Here is a 15,147-nt window from a genome sequence, read left to right as displayed (position 1 = left end):
TCGTACATCAGTTAATTGTTTGCTTGCTTCATAATTCATAGAACTATTGTACCATATTTTGTTTCGCAGGAAGTCTAATAGAGTTTTGACCGGCTGATTGTGAAATTATGAAAAATATTTTTTATTTCACAAAGTTTTTTCTAATTGATAGCTATTTATCGAAGTTGCGCGCAGAAAGCGCTTTCTTTTGTGCTTTTAAAAATAGCCTCCTCATCTGGAGACTACTGTTTTTGTTGGAAAACGCCTTGTTTAAAGGTCCCTTCATAGACAACTTCTTGCTCTGTCGTCAACTTTCCTTGACCTTCAGCCTGGCCATTTACAAAATCACCCTCGTATTTCCAGCCATCTTTTGATTGGAAAGTTCCTTTTCCATTAAAGGATCCATTACTGAAATCACCTGTATATTGGTCCCCATTTTCAAAGGTCATGGTTCCTTGACCATTCATTTTCCCTCGTACCAGGGTACCATCATAAACAAGAGCTCCACCATCAAGTGTCAGGACACCCTTTTTAGGTGTATTTAGTAGAAATACTGAAAGGGCACAGAGTGCAATTACGACTACTGCAATGAACTCTAACCTAGGGCGAGTTAGGTAAACTCTATACTTCTCATAGATTTGTTTAAGCTTTTCCATTGTCACTCTCATTTTCTAATCGATCTAGCCAGCTTTGACATCCACTTATGATGCGATCATAGGTTTCCTCAAAATCTCCTGTATACCAAGGATCTGGGACACTTTCAGATGCGAATGAGTAAATCTTATCTTGACAGTCCGCTGGACACATCTGACGTAAGTCAGAAACATTTGAAGCATCCATTCCGATAATGTAATCAAAGGATTCAAAATCTTCCTTACTAATCTGAAGCGATGTCTTGTTCTTGTCATAAGGAATCTCATACTGTTGAAAAATTCCCTGAGTGCCCTTATGAATCGGATTACCATGTTCCCAAGAGGAAGTCGCTCGACTTTGGATTTCGTAGTTATCTGTCATTGATTTCATAACAAACTCGGCCATAGGACTGCGACAAATATTTCCCAGACAGACAAAGACTAGTTTTTTCATCCCATTTCCTTTCTTTTATAGAAAAACGGGAGTTAGTGATCCCGTCTTATTTTTCAATTGCACCTTCGAGTGAAGCTGTTTCTTTAAGTGGTAATACGGTCTTGATAGCAGCTAGTTCAAAAGTCAAGTAAACTCCATCTACATCAAGAATAATTGTTTTCTTCTCCGTATCTACTTCATCGACTGTTCCGTAAAGTCCACCGATTGTAATAACTTCATAGCCTTTTTGAAGTTTATTTAAGCTTTCCATACGCTTTTGAGCTTGTTTCTTTTGAGAACGTTGCATAAAGAACATCAAGGCCATCATACCTACAAGCATGATTAAAAAAGTAATATTTGGATTCATTGTTTTCTCCTTTGTCTTTTACATAGGACTACTATATCAAATTTCAGCTACTTTTACAAGGTTGTGCCTTGTTTTTCTAGTAAGAAAAACCAGAGCTTGCGCTCTGATTCTTAGGATTATTTCAAGTCTTGAATGACTTTGACAAGATTTTCTACAGTAAAACCATATTCTGCCAATACTTTTGGTGCTGGAGCAGAGGCTCCGAAGGTATCAATACCGAGAACGGCACCATCGAGACCAACATATTTGTACCAGTTTTGAGTTGCACCCATTTCGACTGCAACACGACGGCGGACTGCATTTGGAAGAATTTCTTCCTTGTATGCTGCATCTTGTTTATCAAAGACATCTGTGGATGGCATGCTGACTACGCGAACTTTTTCACCTTGACTAGCCAATTCTTTGGCAGCTGAGACAGCAAGATTGACCTCTGAGCCTGTTGCAATCAAGATCGTATCAAAGTCTACTGCATTTTCATAAACAACATAGGCACCTTTTGCAACCTTGTCAAAGTCTGTTCCCTCTTCGACAGTCAAGTTTTGACGGGTCAAGACAAGGGCAGTTGGTGTTTTCTCACTTGTCACTGCAAGGTACCAAGCTGCTTGAGTTTCACGCGCATCTGCTGGGCGGAAAACATTTAGATTTGGCATAGCACGAAGACCTGCTAAGTGTTCAACTGGTTCATGAGTTGGACCGTCTTCTCCAACTGCAATAGAATCGTGGGTAAAGACATAAGTCACAGGAAGTCCTTGCAAGGCTGACAAGCGGACAGCTGCCTTCACATAGTCAGAGAAGACGAAGAAAGTTCCACCGTATACACGAAGTCCACCGTGAAGAGCCATCCCGTTCAAGATAGTTCCCATTGCAAATTCACGAACACCAAACTGAATGTTACGGTTCAAGCGATTAGCATCGTCTTGAAGTCCGTCAGTCTTGATATAAGTCATGTTTGAGTGAGCTAGGTCAGCTGATCCGCCCAAGAAAGTTGGCAACTTAGTAGCTACAACGTTCAAGGCATCTTGACTTGAATTACGAGTTGCTTGAGAGAAACCATTTTCTAAGGCTGGGAAGTCTGCTGGAGTCACTTCAACTGGATCACGTCCATCGATGATAGCTTCTACTTCTGCAGCCAATTCTGGATGCGCTTCTTTATAATCAGCAACTAGTTTTACCCAAGCTTGATAAGCTGATGCGCCACGGTCTGCAACATTTTCCTTGAAATCAGCATATACTTGCTCTGGAATTTCAAATGGTTCATAGTCCCAACCAAGAGCTTGGCGAGTTGCTGCAGTTTCATCTGCTCCAAGAGGAGCACCGTGTACGGCATTAGTTCCTTGTTTGTTTGGAGAACCATATCCAATAACCGTCTTCACTTCAATCAAAGATGGTTTACCTGAAGCTTTAGCTGCTTCGATAGCAGCATGGATAGCTCCCAAGTCTGTTCCATCTTCAACCAAGGCTGTGTGCCAACCGTAGGCATTGTAACGGTCACGAACACTTTCAGTAAAGGAATCCTTTGTCTCACCATCCAAGTTAATGTCATTTGAATCATAAAGAACAACCAACTTGTCTAGTTTTTGCAAGCCTGCGTATGAAGCCGCCTCGCTTGAGACACCTTCCATCAAGTCTCCGTCTCCACAAATAACGTAAGTATAGTGGTCAAAGATATTGTAGCCTTCGCGGTTATATTTGGCTGCCAAGAAACGTTCTGCTTGGGCAAAACCAGTGGCAGTTGAAATACCCTGCCCTAGAGGTCCAGTAGTAGCGTCAATACCTGCTGTATGACCAAATTCTGGGTGACCAGGTGTTTTTGAACCCCATTGACGGAAGCTCTTGATCTCATCCATGCTGACATCTTCAAAACCAGAAAGGTGAAGAAGAGCATAAAGAAGCATTGAACCATGACCTGCTGAAAGAATAAAGCGGTCGCGGTTAATCCAGTTCGGTTGAGCTGGATTGATACGAAGTTGTTTTGTAAAGAGGCTATAAGCCATTGGAGCCGCTCCCATAACCACACCTGGGTGACCTGAGTTGGCTTTGTTGATAGCGTCAATACCTAGGAAACGGATTGCATTAACAGATAGATTTGACATAGAATTTCCTTTCTATTTGAGGTGATTATTGGATTACACATTCTATTTTACTATTATATGAAAAAATACATAGAATAGCAATAAATCAATTCGACTCTAGATAAGTCTCAGGATTTCTACCCTCTGGTCGCCTGATAGTAGGGAAGTAAGCGTTCATAAGCTTCTTCTAATTTTTCTAAAATCATATCTAATGATTGATTTTCTATAAAAGAAACATCTGTCTTAACTAAAACTTTTCGGACTTCCTGATTGGATAGTTTATTTCTTAAAATTTGACGATTTTCTTCGTTCGCATCCCATATTTGACTTTGACCATCAGAGTAGGCTAGATAATAAATTCCTTCTACAACCGGAACTTCTAATACCTTGGTTTGTTTCTCCAAAGTTTGCTCATCTTTCTTGCGCTCGATAAAACTAACTTCAAGTGAAACTCCAAAATCAGAAGAGCTTCCATACAAACGAAGGGCCAACATAGATTCTGTCACTTTCCCCTCACGCTGTATATAAGTCCAAAAGTGTGGTCTCAAACGTTGCGCCTGATTCATCCACTGGCTAGTCTGTTGAAGTTGCCATTCTGGATGGCTTGCTTGAAAGGCTTTAGCCAGTTCTGTAAAAGCCTTTCGTGCCTCTTGACCTTTGTGGCGCAATTCCAGCGTCTTCTCTCGCTCTGCTCCCGCTTTATCTGGATTACGGTACTGCAAACCTACAAAGTCTAGATAGTCTCTTATCTTATTCAACATCCATTTAACCTCCTCTAACTAGCAAAAAAATCAGGAGAACCCTGATTTTACTTATTCTGTATCTACAACTACATAGCGATTTGGCTCGTCACCCTCAGAGTAACTAGTCACGCCATCCATACGCGAAATAATACGATGGATAATCTTGCGTTCGCTATTCGACATTGGATCTGTTTGATGACTACGCCCTTCTTCTAAAACACGAGTCGCCAATTTTTGCGCATAGGTCTGCAAGACTTCTGCACGGTGTTCAACATAATCATTGACATTAATAGTGATATAGAAGGTTCTTGAATAGCGGTTGTAAAGATAATTTTGAGCCAACAGTTGCAAGGCTTTCAAGACTTTACCATGGTAGCCGATAATACGCCCTGGTTCGTTGGTGTCAATTTGCAAATTGATACTACGACGGTTATAATCATTTGAAAGTGTGGCCTCAACATCCATGTCATCAATAATTGTTTGAACATAAGTCGTTACTTCCGTAGCTACTTGTTCAATATCAAAGCTCGGTTCAACTTTCAAGCCCAAGTCTTCTAGTTCTTGACTCTCAGTTTGTTCAGCCTGCCCTTCAACATTAGGAGTTGCTACTTTTTCTTCGAGGTCAGCTTCTTCAAGTTGTAATTCATTTAAAATCTCAATGTGACCAGTTTCTTCTAAGATCGTGCTGGCATGTCTTTCATGTTTTAAGATTTCAGCCTTAACTTCATCAGAAATACCTTGGCCTTCCTCTTCAATCTTTTTAATCGCTTCTACAACATGCCCCAAATCAACGGTCGCTTCACTAACTGTTTTAACAGGCTCATTCAAATCATTGATTTGTTTTGGAACTCCCTTTACAGCTTGTTGGTTTGCTTTTACAACTGTCGTTTCACTAATCGCATCGATATCCACTTGGGCTGGTTTTTTACCAAATAAGCCAAGAAATCCTTTTTTCTCACGAGAAATGACTTTGATATGAGCCTTCATTCTTGGAATATCTAATTCTTTCAATCCTTTCTGGATTGCTTCTTCAACAGTTGAACCTGTAAATACTACCATTACCAGATTCCTCCTTATTATTTCGTTTTCTGAGCCTTTTTCTTGGCTTTTCTTTTTCTATTTTCCAAATCTTTTTGTGCCTGTACTACGGCCTCGCGCTCTGCGATAATCTTGAATGGATTATTCAAGAAATAGGTTTGCAAGACTTGATAAGCATTGGACACTGCCCAGTAGAGAGCGACTCCGCTCGGAGCATAAACCCCAAAGATAAAGATTAAGACTGGAATCCCATACATCATCCCTGTCGTAGCTCCACTTTTTTCAGACAAAGCTTTATTCGATAACCAGCTACTCAAGAAAGTAAAGACTGTTGCCAAAATTGGAAGGACAAAACTTGTATCTACTCCTCCCAAATTAATCCATAAAAAGTGACCTGTTTTCAAAAAGTCTACTCGACTCAAGGCTTGAAAGAGCGCCAAGAGAACCGGCATTTGTATTAAAATTGGCCAGAGTGAGGATGAATGCTTGATCCCTAACTCTTTATAGACCTTACGCATTTCCTGATCTAGCTTGGTTCTACTTTCCATATCACGACCTGGATATTGTTCTCGCAGCGCCTTAATGCGAGGTTGAGCTTCCTGCATTTTTCTAGAAGCCACTATTTGCACTTGAAAGACTGGCAAGAGCACTGTACGAATCAAGATTGTAAAGAGAATAATTCCCACTCCGATACTAATATCAAACGATAAAAAGCGAATGATTTCCGCAAAGAAGTAAACCAATTTACTCCAAAAATCAGTCGAATCTGCCGTAATATCGCTAGTTGTCCCATTTGTCGCACAGGCTGTCATAATCAATAGAGACAGTCCTAGCAAACTAGTCAACTGTAGTTTCTTTTTCACTCCCATTTCCTTCCTGGTAAATCTTTGATAATTTTAATACGTGGAGTAGATTTTTCTCCATCTCTGCGTATCCCAAGGTTTCGACCCCTTTTCGGGCAATCACGACAAAATCAACATGCTCTACTAGACTCCCTTTTACATTCTGGATAATATGTCGGATTCGTCGCTTGATTTGATTTCTAGTGACGGCATTCCCCAGTTTTTTGCTAACTGATAGGCCTACTCGAAAATGGTTTTTCTGGTTTTCCAATTGGTAGACAACAAATTTGCGATTGGCAAAACTTGTTCCTTCCTTGAAAATCGCCTTAAAATCTTTCTCTCTTTTTACACGAAAGTTTTTCTTCAAAACTCAACTCCATCTATTAAATTACTACTATTATACCATATTTTTCAAAAAAGCCAATCATAGCAAGGTTTGGACAGTTCTACCAATATTCTCTTTTTTATTTTTTAATCCTTTTCGTCGTGCTTTCATTCTCTTTCTTATTGTCACAATGTCTACTGTTCCCGTAACAGTCTATACTTAAAACTTTAAAAATTTGAATCCATTTCCCCTGTAAACACTAAAAACGACAAAGTGGTTAGAAATTTATTTTCCAACCACTTTATCACATTCATTAAAGACAGAACTATCATTTTAACATTCTTAATTACAAGTATTTAAGCATAACTAACCCCAAATAGTACATTTTCCAGCAGAGATTCCTAATTGTGCAACGATTCCTGCAACGTTGCTCTTCATGCCAAATTTAGCAAGTTTCATTGCTATATATGAAGCAACTTTGCCCCACATTTCACCTTGAATACAACTGATAATGTCCCCTCTCATTAAATCAACAAGTTCCATACCTGGAATCATACCAATCAACTCATCACGCATACATGAAACAAAATCTCTATCTTGTAAAGAGGCTTGCAAGTTTTGAACCAAATTAGGCTCTGTATAAATACGTTCAATGCCCATTGCAATATACGGTGCTAAAGTGCCATAGCGCTCTGTCAATAATTCTTTATTAACATAAAGAACGCCATTCTCATAACTCGTCGCTTCTGTAAATAAGAATTTCAAATCCTTCTCTACTTCGGCAACATCAATATACTCTACAGTTGTATTTGGAACCTTTGTTTCATTAGCTTATGCAATCCCGATAAAACTCGGTACCATAATAAGCAAAGTCGTAGCAATAACAATACATTTTGTAATTATCTTTTTCATGTCATTCACTCTTTCTGAAAGAAATCGTGTTGTGCTAAATAGTCATAATGTGGTTTGTTAAATTGATACTGTCCTAAATGTTGACCGATATTACCTACATCTACTGAAAAGATGTACTGTTCATTTTGATAGCGCCATTTAATTCTGACTGTGTTCAAGACTGTGTTATAACTAAAATCTTCAATTTGACTCCAGGACATTTCAATGACTTGATTAGGACGATTTTCAGTTACATCACTAATGTTCATCAAGTAAATCCCCTTAGGTGTGAATGACATAATCTTTAGCTTCACACTCGACTGAACATAGTAGAGTCCTCCTATAATGAAAAAATCAATAAAGGATTTCAGCCATGTTTTTTTCTTAAAAGCCATCAGAAAATTTCTTTGCCCCTCGATATGACAAGTTGAAAGAAATGATTCAATCTGTTTTTCTGTTGCAAATTCCATAATAGCACCCATGATGTCACCTCCATAACTACAAACTAAGAACGATACAACAGCTCTTATAATTTATTACAGTAAAATTATAGCACAATTTGTAAGCGAATACAAGCCGAAAATAAAATAATCTAAAATATTAATTGATGGTACCTGTCATTCTAAACGAAAATCAGAAATAAGTTATCTTTTATCACTCTTAACTCTTCTTAAAATCATCCACCGCTATCTATGATTTCTACCTTTCAGAGCTAGTTAAGTTAAGTTAAGTTAAGTTAAGTTAAAAAAGAAGCTGGAAAAATCCCTTTCCCAACTTCTTGTACAGAATATTTTTTCTAGTTTTACTTATTTTTTCAAGCGTTCAACGTCACGGGCAATAACTAATTCTTCATCTGTTGGAATAACCAAGACACGAATTTTCGCTGCGTCCGTTGAGATATCTCCCGTTACACCAAAGACGTTCTTTTCTGGGTCAACATCACAGCCGAACCAAGAGATACCTGAGATAACATCTTCACGTACGTTTGCAGCATTTTCACCGATACCTGCTGTGAAGATAATAGCATCTGCTCCATTTAAGACTGCAAGGTATTGACCGATATGTTTTTGAATACGATCAACATACATTTCATAAGCCAAAGTTGCATCATGGTCTCCTGCTTCCATGGCAGCAATCACATCACGCATATCGCTTGACTGACCAGAAACTCCCATGAGCCCTGATTCACGATTGAGAATGCGACTAATATCTTCTGGGGTATTGAAATCCTCTGTATATTGCATGAGATAAGGGATGATAGCAGGGTCAATATCTCCTGTACGAGTTCCCATCATCACACCGCCAAGTGGCGTGAATCCCATAGAAGTATCCACAGATTTCCCACCCTTAACAGCTGTGATAGAAGCCCCGTTACCAATATGGCAGGTAATCAATTTCAAGTCTTCTAGAGGGCGGCCCAAAAGTTTCGCTGCTTCTCCTGCGACAAACTGGTGGCTTGTACCATGAGCACCGTATTTACGAACCTTGTTTTCTGTGTAGTATTTAGTTGGTAGAGGATAGCGATAAGCCTTCTCTGGCATGGTTGTGTGGAATGAGGTATCAAATACGACAACACTGGTAATATCTGGAAGCAGTTCCTTAAATGCACGAATTCCAGCTGCGTTAGCTGGATTGTGAAGAGGAGCCAAGAGTCCCAACTCTTCAACTTTTTCTATCACATCTCCCTCAACAACTGTTGATTCCTTGAAATATTCACCACCTGCAACGACGCGGTGTCCGACACCTGTAATCTCGTCGTACCCTTTGATGATGTCAAAACGAATCAAGTCATCCAATAAAATTTTAACGGCTTGTGTGTGGTCTTCAATATCAAGAATTTGTTGTTCCGAACGACCGTCAAATTTTACTGTTGAAATTGAATCTTTCAATCCAATACGTTCAATCAAGCCTTTAGCCAAAACTTTTTCCTCAGGCATTTGATAAAGTTGCCATTTCAAGCTTGAGCTTCCGGCATTGATTGCAATTGTTTTTGTCATAAGATGATACCTCTTTTTAAGCGTTTTCATCTATTATAACAAAATCTCTTTTATATTTCAGTACCTTTGCTCCAATTTTGAAAATTTTCTTTAAAGGTCAACAATACTGACGGATCCTGCAAGCTAGTAAGTGGGTAGACAAAGGGTTCTATTTCCTTGTCTCTTTTCTTCTGTAAGACAAAAATACTTTTAGCTTGGCTTGCAGTTGAGAAAATATCCTCTGGCAGAGCGATGATAGCAGCCAGACTCACTTCATCTTTGAGCCACCCTTTTAATAAGTCACTTTGAGGACTGGTCAATAAATCACTCGGAGCTAGAAAAATAGCATAGCCATCTGACTTAAGGTACTTGAGGCCTTGTTCCATCAGCAAATGGTGGGCATAGGTATGCTCTTGACCAGAAGCCACTTGATAGCGTGAAGCGATGGCATCGTCTGGGTAATAGCCAACAGGCAAGTCGCTGATGACCACGTCGCTTTCTTTAAGCATTTGCGGACGAACGGCATCTCCTTGAACAAAACCAGCCTGTAAACCAATCACATCTGACATACTTGCTGCCAAATCAATCAGCAAGTCATCCACTTCGATTCCCAAGTAATCTACTTTTTTAGAGAGAGAAGTCAAGAAAGTAGCCCCCAAAATGCCCATACCAGAACCTATTTCGAGGATGCTAATTTCCTCTTGTTCAAACAATTCTTCCACAACAAGTGCCAAGAGGAGGGCAATGGCATCTGGAGTAAACTGGTGATTGGCCTGTAAAGGCTCCGTTTGTCCTGCCTTCATCAAGAGAAACTGGTAGGTCTTGAGCCACTCTTCCTTGCGAAGCGCTAAACGTTTAAGAGCTTGATTGTTCTCTTTGACCTGCTCTAGTTCGGTCTCGCCATCTAGGTAGATACTATTTTGCTCTACCAAGGCATCATAAAAGTTGGTCGCCAAATCACTTTGGATGACTTGGACATTCTCTAGTAAATACGTATAAGCTTGTTCAATTTTTTCAAAATCCATATTCCTATCTTATCAAATTTCCCCTATTTTTTCCATCCTTATAAAAAAGAACTCTGAGTAATTTCCTTGAAACAGGTCCTCGGCACTATAGAGAATCTGACTATGCACCGATGAAAAACCATGCTCCATTAGCTTGTTTTCCAATGCAGGCAATTCAAATCCATGATGGTTAGCTTCTGTCTTGGTAAAATCAGCAAGTAGGAGTTGTCCATCTTCCCTCAAATATTGATGAAACAGTGAGAGAGCTGCATCCAAATCAGGCATATGGTGAAGAACCCGACTAACAACAATGCAATCAAACTCTTGCTTCAAGGGATTTTCCAATAAATCTTGCTCCAAAAACTGGATATTCTTGATATCTTGCTGATCTGCTTTCAAACGGGCTTGCTCCAGCATTTTCTCTGAAATGTCTACAAGGGTAACTGACTTAGCCTGCTTGGCCAGGGGCAAGGCTAATAGACCTGTCCCACCACCAAAGTCCAATATTTCCTTGTCTGATAGAAGAGCAATCTGTTTTTCAACTGCTTGACAAACCAAATTTGCAAGAAAGATATTTTTGGGCGAATCAAAGGTTTCTGCTTTGTGATTAAAATCATGTTTCATGCTTTTAGTTTAGCACAAAGTAGCTTGATTGACTAGGAATTCTCTTTCTTTTCAGACTTCTCTTCTGATTTTTTCTTCTCTGCTTTTTCTCTTGAATTATTCTCCGCTTCTTCCTTTTTCTCTGTTTTCTCTTCTTTGATTTTGACTGAAGGAAACAGAAACTCATATTGACTCTTATCCGTACGAACCGTCGTCACCAAGGCAGTTTTCTTGTTTTGATAACTTACCTGACCTAGATTATAAACCTGTTCCCCACTTTCTTGCTCGGCTTTATCCTTGGTTCGTTTAGCCATAGCAAAAGCGATTAACTTTTCTTTATTTAAAGCATAGTCTTGATAGTGGGCGACTTGTCGGTTCAAGTAAAATTGTAACAAAAGACTAAAGATGGCTGCCATTGCGACTGCGTAGAGGAGAACTCCTGCCTTAACTTTTTGCTTTTTCCACACGATAGATGAACTCCCTTTCTAAGCCTTTTTGAAACTGGAAACGAAAACGAATTAGCTGATTTTCCTCGGTAATCTGAGCTGATTTGAGTCCATAAACCATGGGCTGATATCCCCGTCCACTGGCATCGGTTTTCCGAAAATCATCTGACTTGGACTTACTTATCGCAATTTCCTTGCCATCTTGCTTCAGATAGAGGCGATCACCTTCCACTTTTTCGAATTGCGAACGATCTAATTCTGCCTCCAGCTGATCCACAAACAAGAGCCACTCTTTTTGCTCGCTTTGTTGCTGGTAGCGAACTTCTGAAATAAGGAGCTGACTCATGGCTTGAAAGAGGAGTAAGCTTCCACTGATGACAATGAAGGCAATCAGGGATTCCAACAAAGTGAAAGCCTTAACCTTATGGCTCTTTGATGGCCAACAACTGTTCTGAACCATGATAAACCTCCAATCCTTTTTCACTAGAAAACACCTGAATCTCAACTCCGTTGATGTTTACCTGATTTTGACCTGTCTGCAGAGCCATCTTAGCTACACGCAAGATCTCTTCTTTCTGCAAGATTTTTGCTTCTTCTTGCCTATTTTTTTGAATTTGTCCCAAAAGGAGCGTTGCTATGCTGGCAAAGATAGCTAGAGCAACTACTGCTTCCAGTAAAATCACTGCCTTAATTTTTTGTTTCCTTAATGCGTTTAATTTTTCCATTTCCTAGATATAACTGATAACGAATCGCTCCTTTACTGGTCTGAAATTCAACCTTAGCCAGGGACGAATTGCCCCCAGCTCGGTCAAATGTAATACTTTGGCCTGATGGTGCCTGAATTCCTTTAGGAACTGTCAACTTTTGACTGCCATTACTAATCGTCTGCCCATCTAAGTTTAGACTAGTCTTTTGCTGACTAGCTACACTGCGTTTTTGGGTTTCCCGATAAAGTTCTTCAAACTCCATAAAGAAAATCTGCTCCTCTACCGCCGCAAAAGTGGACTGTACAGAGCCTGACAAGCCCAAGGCAAGGATACTCACAAGTCCCAAAACCAAGAGACTTTCAAGCATGGTAAAGGCCTTAATCATTAACTTTACGATTTGCTCCTCCATTTTTATCATGGTATTCTTTATAGGCTTTAGCCTGTTCTTCCGTGATTTGCCCATCGTCTTGTAACTTGCTCAGAGTAGCATCTTCATTATTATCTAAGCTATAAAGTTCTGCCTGACTTTCCACCACCTTAACAACAGCAGCTTTTCCTTTGTCATTGACCGCCTCTTTTTGCTTAGTCAAATTAGGTACAAAGAGCAAGAGAAGCACGCTGATGATGAGCAAGACCACCAACATCTCCACAAGTGTAAAAGCTTTAACCTTAGCTTTTTTCAAGAATGTCATCATTTTTTTCATTTTAAAAATTTACCTCCATATTTTGATACATGGGCATGAGCATTGCCGCATAAAGTAAAACGATAATCAGAGCCACAAAGATAAAGACCAGTGGCTGCACTAAGTTCATGGTGCGGTTGACTCGGGTAAAAAAGGCTTCCCAAGTTTTTTCAGCATAGATTTCCAACTCACTACCCAGCTTGGACTTGACTTCTCCATACTCGATGATAAGACTCAACTCTTTCTTAAAGAAAGGATAGGTTCCTATAGTCTGAGAAAATTCCCGGCCATTTTGTAGGGATTGAGCCAGATCTTGACCGATTTCTTTAAAGAGCTGGGAACCTTGTTCCTGCATGATCTGAAAAATCTGCGTCAGCTCCATCCCCTGTGAAATCATATTGCCCCATTCACGCGCATAATAAGCTGTCAGATAGGCCTGGACAAAGATTCCCAGAAAGGGAACCCGTGCCAACATCGAGAAGACCCGCATCTTGGAACTTCTTTTGTAAAAAGTGAGGGCTAAAAGTAAAGATAGAGAGCAAACCAACACTAGTCCCAGAAATATTTGTGGCAGATTGCCGATGATTTGGGTGGCGATATTACTACTATCCAGTTGTGGTAGTAGGTAGTTACGCAGTCCCAGCATAATTAGCAGGAGAAATCCCAGCAAAATCAGGGGATAAGTCGCCACTTCGATTAACTTTTTCTTGACCTTGGCCAAATTATCCAGATATTCTTCTATCTTTCCCAAACTCAGGTGAAGATTTCCATGCACTTCAGCTAGAGATAATTGGGTCACAATAGCACTTGAAAAGCCCAAGCTGTTCATCATTTCTGAGAAAGATTTCCCCTGAGACAATCCCTGGTGCATCTGGACCACATAGTCCTTTTCCAGCAAGGCGCTTCTCCCTAAGAAAGAAATAATTTCTACCAAATGAAAGCCACTGGAAAAGAGATTGTTAAACAAGGTGATGATCTTCTTCTGCTTAGCTGTAGCTAATTTTTTCCGTTTCAGCCTGAAGACTTGTGATATGTCCATCTTTAAGAAGCTGGTCAATCTGTTCATTCCAGCTAGTTGGCTGGTGTTCCTGATAGTCTTTGTTTGCAAAGTCAACGATTCCTCCTCCCCCGATTAATCTCTGGTAGCAGACACCTTGCAGAACAACTGCTAATTCCTCCTCCATCACACCCAACTCCAGAAGGCGTTCATAAACTCCTCGGATACTCTTGGCATGAATGGTTGAAAAGACTGTCGCCCCTGTCAAACTGGCTCTGACCACTGCACGCGCTGTCTCACTATCCCGAATTTCTCCGATAATCAAGAGATCAGGACGATGCCGGAGAGATAGTTTGATGAGATTTTCATAGGTCAAGCCAATCGCCTCATTTAACTGCAATTGGAGCATGTCTTCCTGCTTGATCTCGACAGGATCTTCAATGGACATGACCTGCTGTCCCTTAAAGAGGGACTTGGCTAATTCGTGCATCAGCGTCGTCTTGCCACTGCCGACTGGACCAGCAAATAGATAGAGTCCTCTTTGCCTGTACTGCTCACCCAGTTCGTTCATATCCTGAAACCAGAAATGCAGTTCCTGTTCCTCATCGTGCAACAAACGAATAACCAAACTCTCATGCCCCCGATAATCTCCTACGGTAGACAAACGTAGAGAAGACACCTTCTCCCCATTCTGGTAGTCGCAAGATCCCAGCTGACTACGTCTCTTCTCCCCTACATTCATACCCGCTACAAACTTAAAATGACTAATCACAGCAACTAAAACATCAAACTCATAGGAGTCAACGAGATATCGTTCGTCTCCAACCCGCATGTGAAGCTCATAGGACTTTTCCTTGGGGATAAAATAGATATCCTGAGCCTTCTTTTCTTTCGCAGTCGCAATAATTTTCTGTGCAATTTCTTGTACCATACTGCCCTCCTTATCTAACTATTCGCAAAAAAATAAAAAAAGCAACTTAAAAAGTCAATGTCATTAAGTTAGTGATCTAACTATTTGAATAGGAGGTGTCATTGAGATCATTAAAGTGATTCTCTATCGCATCTTCTATTTTTTTGCATGACAAATAAAGGTTTTTTCACCCTATTTTTTGAGATTTATGTTACTCTATAGATGAAATCAACTACCGATTGGGCCTTTATCTTTCTTGGATATTTTCGATTCGATCGAATAATAGATAACTGTTTCTTGAGGTAGTTTTTCAACTGGAGGGAAGAAAGGGAACCGTTAAAAAACAAACGGCAGGCATAAGTCGCATCCGAGAAACACACTTTATATCTTTGTTTTTTGTGATTACTGTCGATGGCAACTTGCGAGGTTACCCAACGACAAAAGTTAAAATTTGTAAAGCGAGCAAAGATTTCTTGGAGAATCCCTTCCTTCTTTTTTG

General features: G+C 40.0%; 20 protein-coding genes and 1 pseudogene. All 21 read right to left on the bottom strand.

The genetic code is table 11. The features are described from left to right. Positions 1 to 221: 221 nt before the first annotated feature. Entirely contained in the window at positions 222 to 635 is a 414-nt protein-coding gene (locus FGQ53_RS09080; protein ID WP_138338034.1) for an MORN repeat-containing protein, read from the bottom strand. Further along, positions 622 to 1,065, bottom strand: coding sequence for a low molecular weight protein-tyrosine-phosphatase (locus FGQ53_RS09075; RefSeq protein ID WP_138338031.1), 444 nt, complete (start codon positions 1,063 to 1,065; stop codon positions 622 to 624). Before FGQ53_RS09075 ends, FGQ53_RS09080 begins: the two co-directional genes overlap by 14 nt. Positions 1,066 to 1,111: 46 nt before the next feature. After that, on the bottom strand, positions 1,112 to 1,411 hold the full coding sequence (yajC, locus tag FGQ53_RS09070; protein WP_138338027.1) for a preprotein translocase subunit YajC: 300 nt from the start codon (positions 1,409 to 1,411) through the stop codon (positions 1,112 to 1,114). A gap of 116 nt (positions 1,412 to 1,527) precedes the next feature. Continuing rightward, positions 1,528 to 3,504 carry a transketolase gene (gene tkt / locus FGQ53_RS09065; protein WP_138338024.1) on the bottom strand — a complete coding sequence of 659 codons (1,977 nt, stop codon included), beginning with the start codon at positions 3,502 to 3,504 and terminating at the stop codon, positions 1,528 to 1,530. A 116-nt stretch (positions 3,505 to 3,620) separates the two neighbouring features. Further along, positions 3,621 to 4,244: a ribonuclease P gene (locus FGQ53_RS09060; RefSeq protein WP_138338021.1), complete on the bottom strand. Its 624-nt coding sequence runs from the start codon at positions 4,242 to 4,244 to the stop codon at positions 3,621 to 3,623. Between the two features lie 51 nt (positions 4,245 to 4,295). Further along, a complete protein-coding gene (gene jag, locus FGQ53_RS09055; RefSeq protein WP_138338018.1) occupies positions 4,296 to 5,285 on the bottom strand; it encodes an RNA-binding cell elongation regulator Jag/EloR in 990 nt (329 codons plus the stop codon). Positions 5,286 to 5,302: 17 nt separating this feature from the next. Beyond that, the gene (locus FGQ53_RS09050) at positions 5,303 to 6,127 is read right to left on the bottom strand and encodes a membrane protein insertase YidC (protein ID WP_212744426.1); all 825 of its coding nucleotides are present in this window, start codon (positions 6,125 to 6,127) and stop codon (positions 5,303 to 5,305) included. Beyond that, complete coding sequence (gene rnpA, locus FGQ53_RS09045) at positions 6,102 to 6,473, bottom strand: ribonuclease P protein component (protein ID WP_138338013.1); 372 nt, start codon at positions 6,471 to 6,473, stop codon at positions 6,102 to 6,104. The genes FGQ53_RS09050 and rnpA overlap by 26 nt, the downstream gene beginning before the upstream one ends. 324 nt (positions 6,474 to 6,797) lie before the next feature. Beyond that, entirely contained in the window at positions 6,798 to 7,196 is a 399-nt protein-coding gene (locus tag FGQ53_RS09040; protein ID WP_138338010.1) for a hypothetical protein, read from the bottom strand. Between the two features lie 152 nt (positions 7,197 to 7,348). Next, entirely contained in the window at positions 7,349 to 7,804 is a 456-nt protein-coding gene (locus FGQ53_RS09035) for a hypothetical protein (protein WP_138338008.1), read from the bottom strand. Positions 7,805 to 8,128: 324 nt separating this feature from the next. Next, positions 8,129 to 9,319 carry an acetate kinase gene (locus tag FGQ53_RS09030; protein WP_138338005.1) on the bottom strand — a complete coding sequence of 397 codons (1,191 nt, stop codon included), beginning with the start codon at positions 9,317 to 9,319 and terminating at the stop codon, positions 8,129 to 8,131. Positions 9,320 to 9,369: 50 nt separating this feature from the next. After that, entirely contained in the window at positions 9,370 to 10,323 is a 954-nt protein-coding gene (locus FGQ53_RS09025; protein WP_138338002.1) for a class I SAM-dependent methyltransferase, read from the bottom strand. Between the two features lie 12 nt (positions 10,324 to 10,335). After that, positions 10,336 to 10,926 (bottom strand): class I SAM-dependent methyltransferase, encoded by a 591-nt coding sequence (locus FGQ53_RS09020; RefSeq protein WP_171019127.1) that lies wholly within the window; start codon positions 10,924 to 10,926, stop codon positions 10,336 to 10,338. Between the two features lie 32 nt (positions 10,927 to 10,958). Further along, positions 10,959 to 11,372, bottom strand: coding sequence for a competence type IV pilus minor pilin ComGG (gene comGG / locus FGQ53_RS09015; RefSeq protein ID WP_138337999.1), 414 nt, complete (start codon positions 11,370 to 11,372; stop codon positions 10,959 to 10,961). Further along, entirely contained in the window at positions 11,350 to 11,811 is a 462-nt protein-coding gene (gene comGF / locus FGQ53_RS09010; RefSeq protein ID WP_138337996.1) for a competence type IV pilus minor pilin ComGF, read from the bottom strand. The genes comGG and comGF overlap by 23 nt, the downstream gene beginning before the upstream one ends. After that, positions 11,774 to 12,076 carry a competence type IV pilus minor pilin ComGE gene (gene comGE, locus FGQ53_RS09005; protein WP_229090361.1) on the bottom strand — a complete coding sequence of 101 codons (303 nt, stop codon included), beginning with the start codon at positions 12,074 to 12,076 and terminating at the stop codon, positions 11,774 to 11,776. The genes comGF and comGE overlap by 38 nt, the downstream gene beginning before the upstream one ends. Continuing rightward, on the bottom strand, positions 12,039 to 12,443 hold the full coding sequence (gene comGD / locus FGQ53_RS09000) for a competence type IV pilus minor pilin ComGD (protein WP_257616704.1): 405 nt from the start codon (positions 12,441 to 12,443) through the stop codon (positions 12,039 to 12,041). Before comGD ends, comGE begins: the two co-directional genes overlap by 38 nt. Next, positions 12,436 to 12,762, bottom strand: coding sequence for a competence type IV pilus major pilin ComGC (gene comGC / locus FGQ53_RS08995; RefSeq protein ID WP_138337991.1), 327 nt, complete (start codon positions 12,760 to 12,762; stop codon positions 12,436 to 12,438). Before comGC ends, comGD begins: the two co-directional genes overlap by 8 nt. 1 nt (position 12,763) lies before the next feature. Beyond that, positions 12,764 to 13,780, bottom strand: coding sequence for a competence type IV pilus assembly protein ComGB (comGB, locus tag FGQ53_RS08990; protein ID WP_171019128.1), 1,017 nt, complete (start codon positions 13,778 to 13,780; stop codon positions 12,764 to 12,766). Next, positions 13,728 to 14,669 (bottom strand): competence type IV pilus ATPase ComGA, encoded by a 942-nt coding sequence (gene comGA, locus FGQ53_RS08985; protein ID WP_138337986.1) that lies wholly within the window; start codon positions 14,667 to 14,669, stop codon positions 13,728 to 13,730. The genes comGB and comGA overlap by 53 nt, the downstream gene beginning before the upstream one ends. Positions 14,670 to 14,854: 185 nt before the next feature. Then, positions 14,855 to 15,147, bottom strand: a pseudogene (locus FGQ53_RS11855) (IS4 family transposase); the annotation flags it as partial.

It is taken from the genome of Streptococcus mitis (genome assembly GCF_005844455.1).
Classification (GTDB): domain Bacteria; phylum Bacillota; class Bacilli; order Lactobacillales; family Streptococcaceae; genus Streptococcus; species Streptococcus mitis_BF.
The sequence above is the reverse complement of the archived record's forward strand: the minus strand, read 5'-3'. Positions and strand labels throughout refer to the sequence as shown.

Excerpts from the sequence above, each read along its gene's own strand:
- FGQ53_RS09080 (WP_138338034.1), bottom strand. The coding sequence starts at position 635 with ATGGAAAAGCTTAAACAAATCTATGAGAAGTATAGAGTTTACCTAACT.
- FGQ53_RS09075 (WP_138338031.1), bottom strand. The coding sequence starts at position 1,065 with ATGAAAAAACTAGTCTTTGTCTGTCTGGGAAATATTTGTCGCAGTCCT.
- yajC (WP_138338027.1), bottom strand. The coding sequence starts at position 1,411 with ATGAATCCAAATATTACTTTTTTAATCATGCTTGTAGGTATGATGGCC.
- tkt (WP_138338024.1), bottom strand. The coding sequence starts at position 3,504 with ATGTCAAATCTATCTGTTAATGCAATCCGTTTCCTAGGTATTGACGCT.
- FGQ53_RS09060 (WP_138338021.1), bottom strand. The coding sequence starts at position 4,244 with ATGTTGAATAAGATAAGAGACTATCTAGACTTTGTAGGTTTGCAGTAC.
- jag (WP_138338018.1), bottom strand. The coding sequence starts at position 5,285 with ATGGTAGTATTTACAGGTTCAACTGTTGAAGAAGCAATCCAGAAAGGA.
- FGQ53_RS09035 (WP_138338008.1), bottom strand. The coding sequence starts at position 7,804 with ATGGGTGCTATTATGGAATTTGCAACAGAAAAACAGATTGAATCATTT.
- FGQ53_RS09030 (WP_138338005.1), bottom strand. The coding sequence starts at position 9,319 with ATGACAAAAACAATTGCAATCAATGCCGGAAGCTCAAGCTTGAAATGG.
- FGQ53_RS09025 (WP_138338002.1), bottom strand. The coding sequence starts at position 10,323 with ATGGATTTTGAAAAAATTGAACAAGCTTATACGTATTTACTAGAGAAT.
- FGQ53_RS09020 (WP_171019127.1), bottom strand. The coding sequence starts at position 10,926 with ATGAAACATGATTTTAATCACAAAGCAGAAACCTTTGATTCGCCCAAA.
- comGF (WP_138337996.1), bottom strand. The coding sequence starts at position 11,811 with ATGGTTCAGAACAGTTGTTGGCCATCAAAGAGCCATAAGGTTAAGGCT.
- comGE (WP_229090361.1), bottom strand. The coding sequence starts at position 12,076 with ATGGAAAAATTAAACGCATTAAGGAAACAAAAAATTAAGGCAGTGATT.
- comGD (WP_257616704.1), bottom strand. The coding sequence starts at position 12,443 with ATGATTAAGGCCTTTACCATGCTTGAAAGTCTCTTGGTTTTGGGACTT.
- comGC (WP_138337991.1), bottom strand. The coding sequence starts at position 12,762 with ATGAAAAAAATGATGACATTCTTGAAAAAAGCTAAGGTTAAAGCTTTT.
- comGB (WP_171019128.1), bottom strand. The coding sequence starts at position 13,780 with ATGGACATATCACAAGTCTTCAGGCTGAAACGGAAAAAATTAGCTACA.
- comGA (WP_138337986.1), bottom strand. The coding sequence starts at position 14,669 with ATGGTACAAGAAATTGCACAGAAAATTATTGCGACTGCGAAAGAAAAG.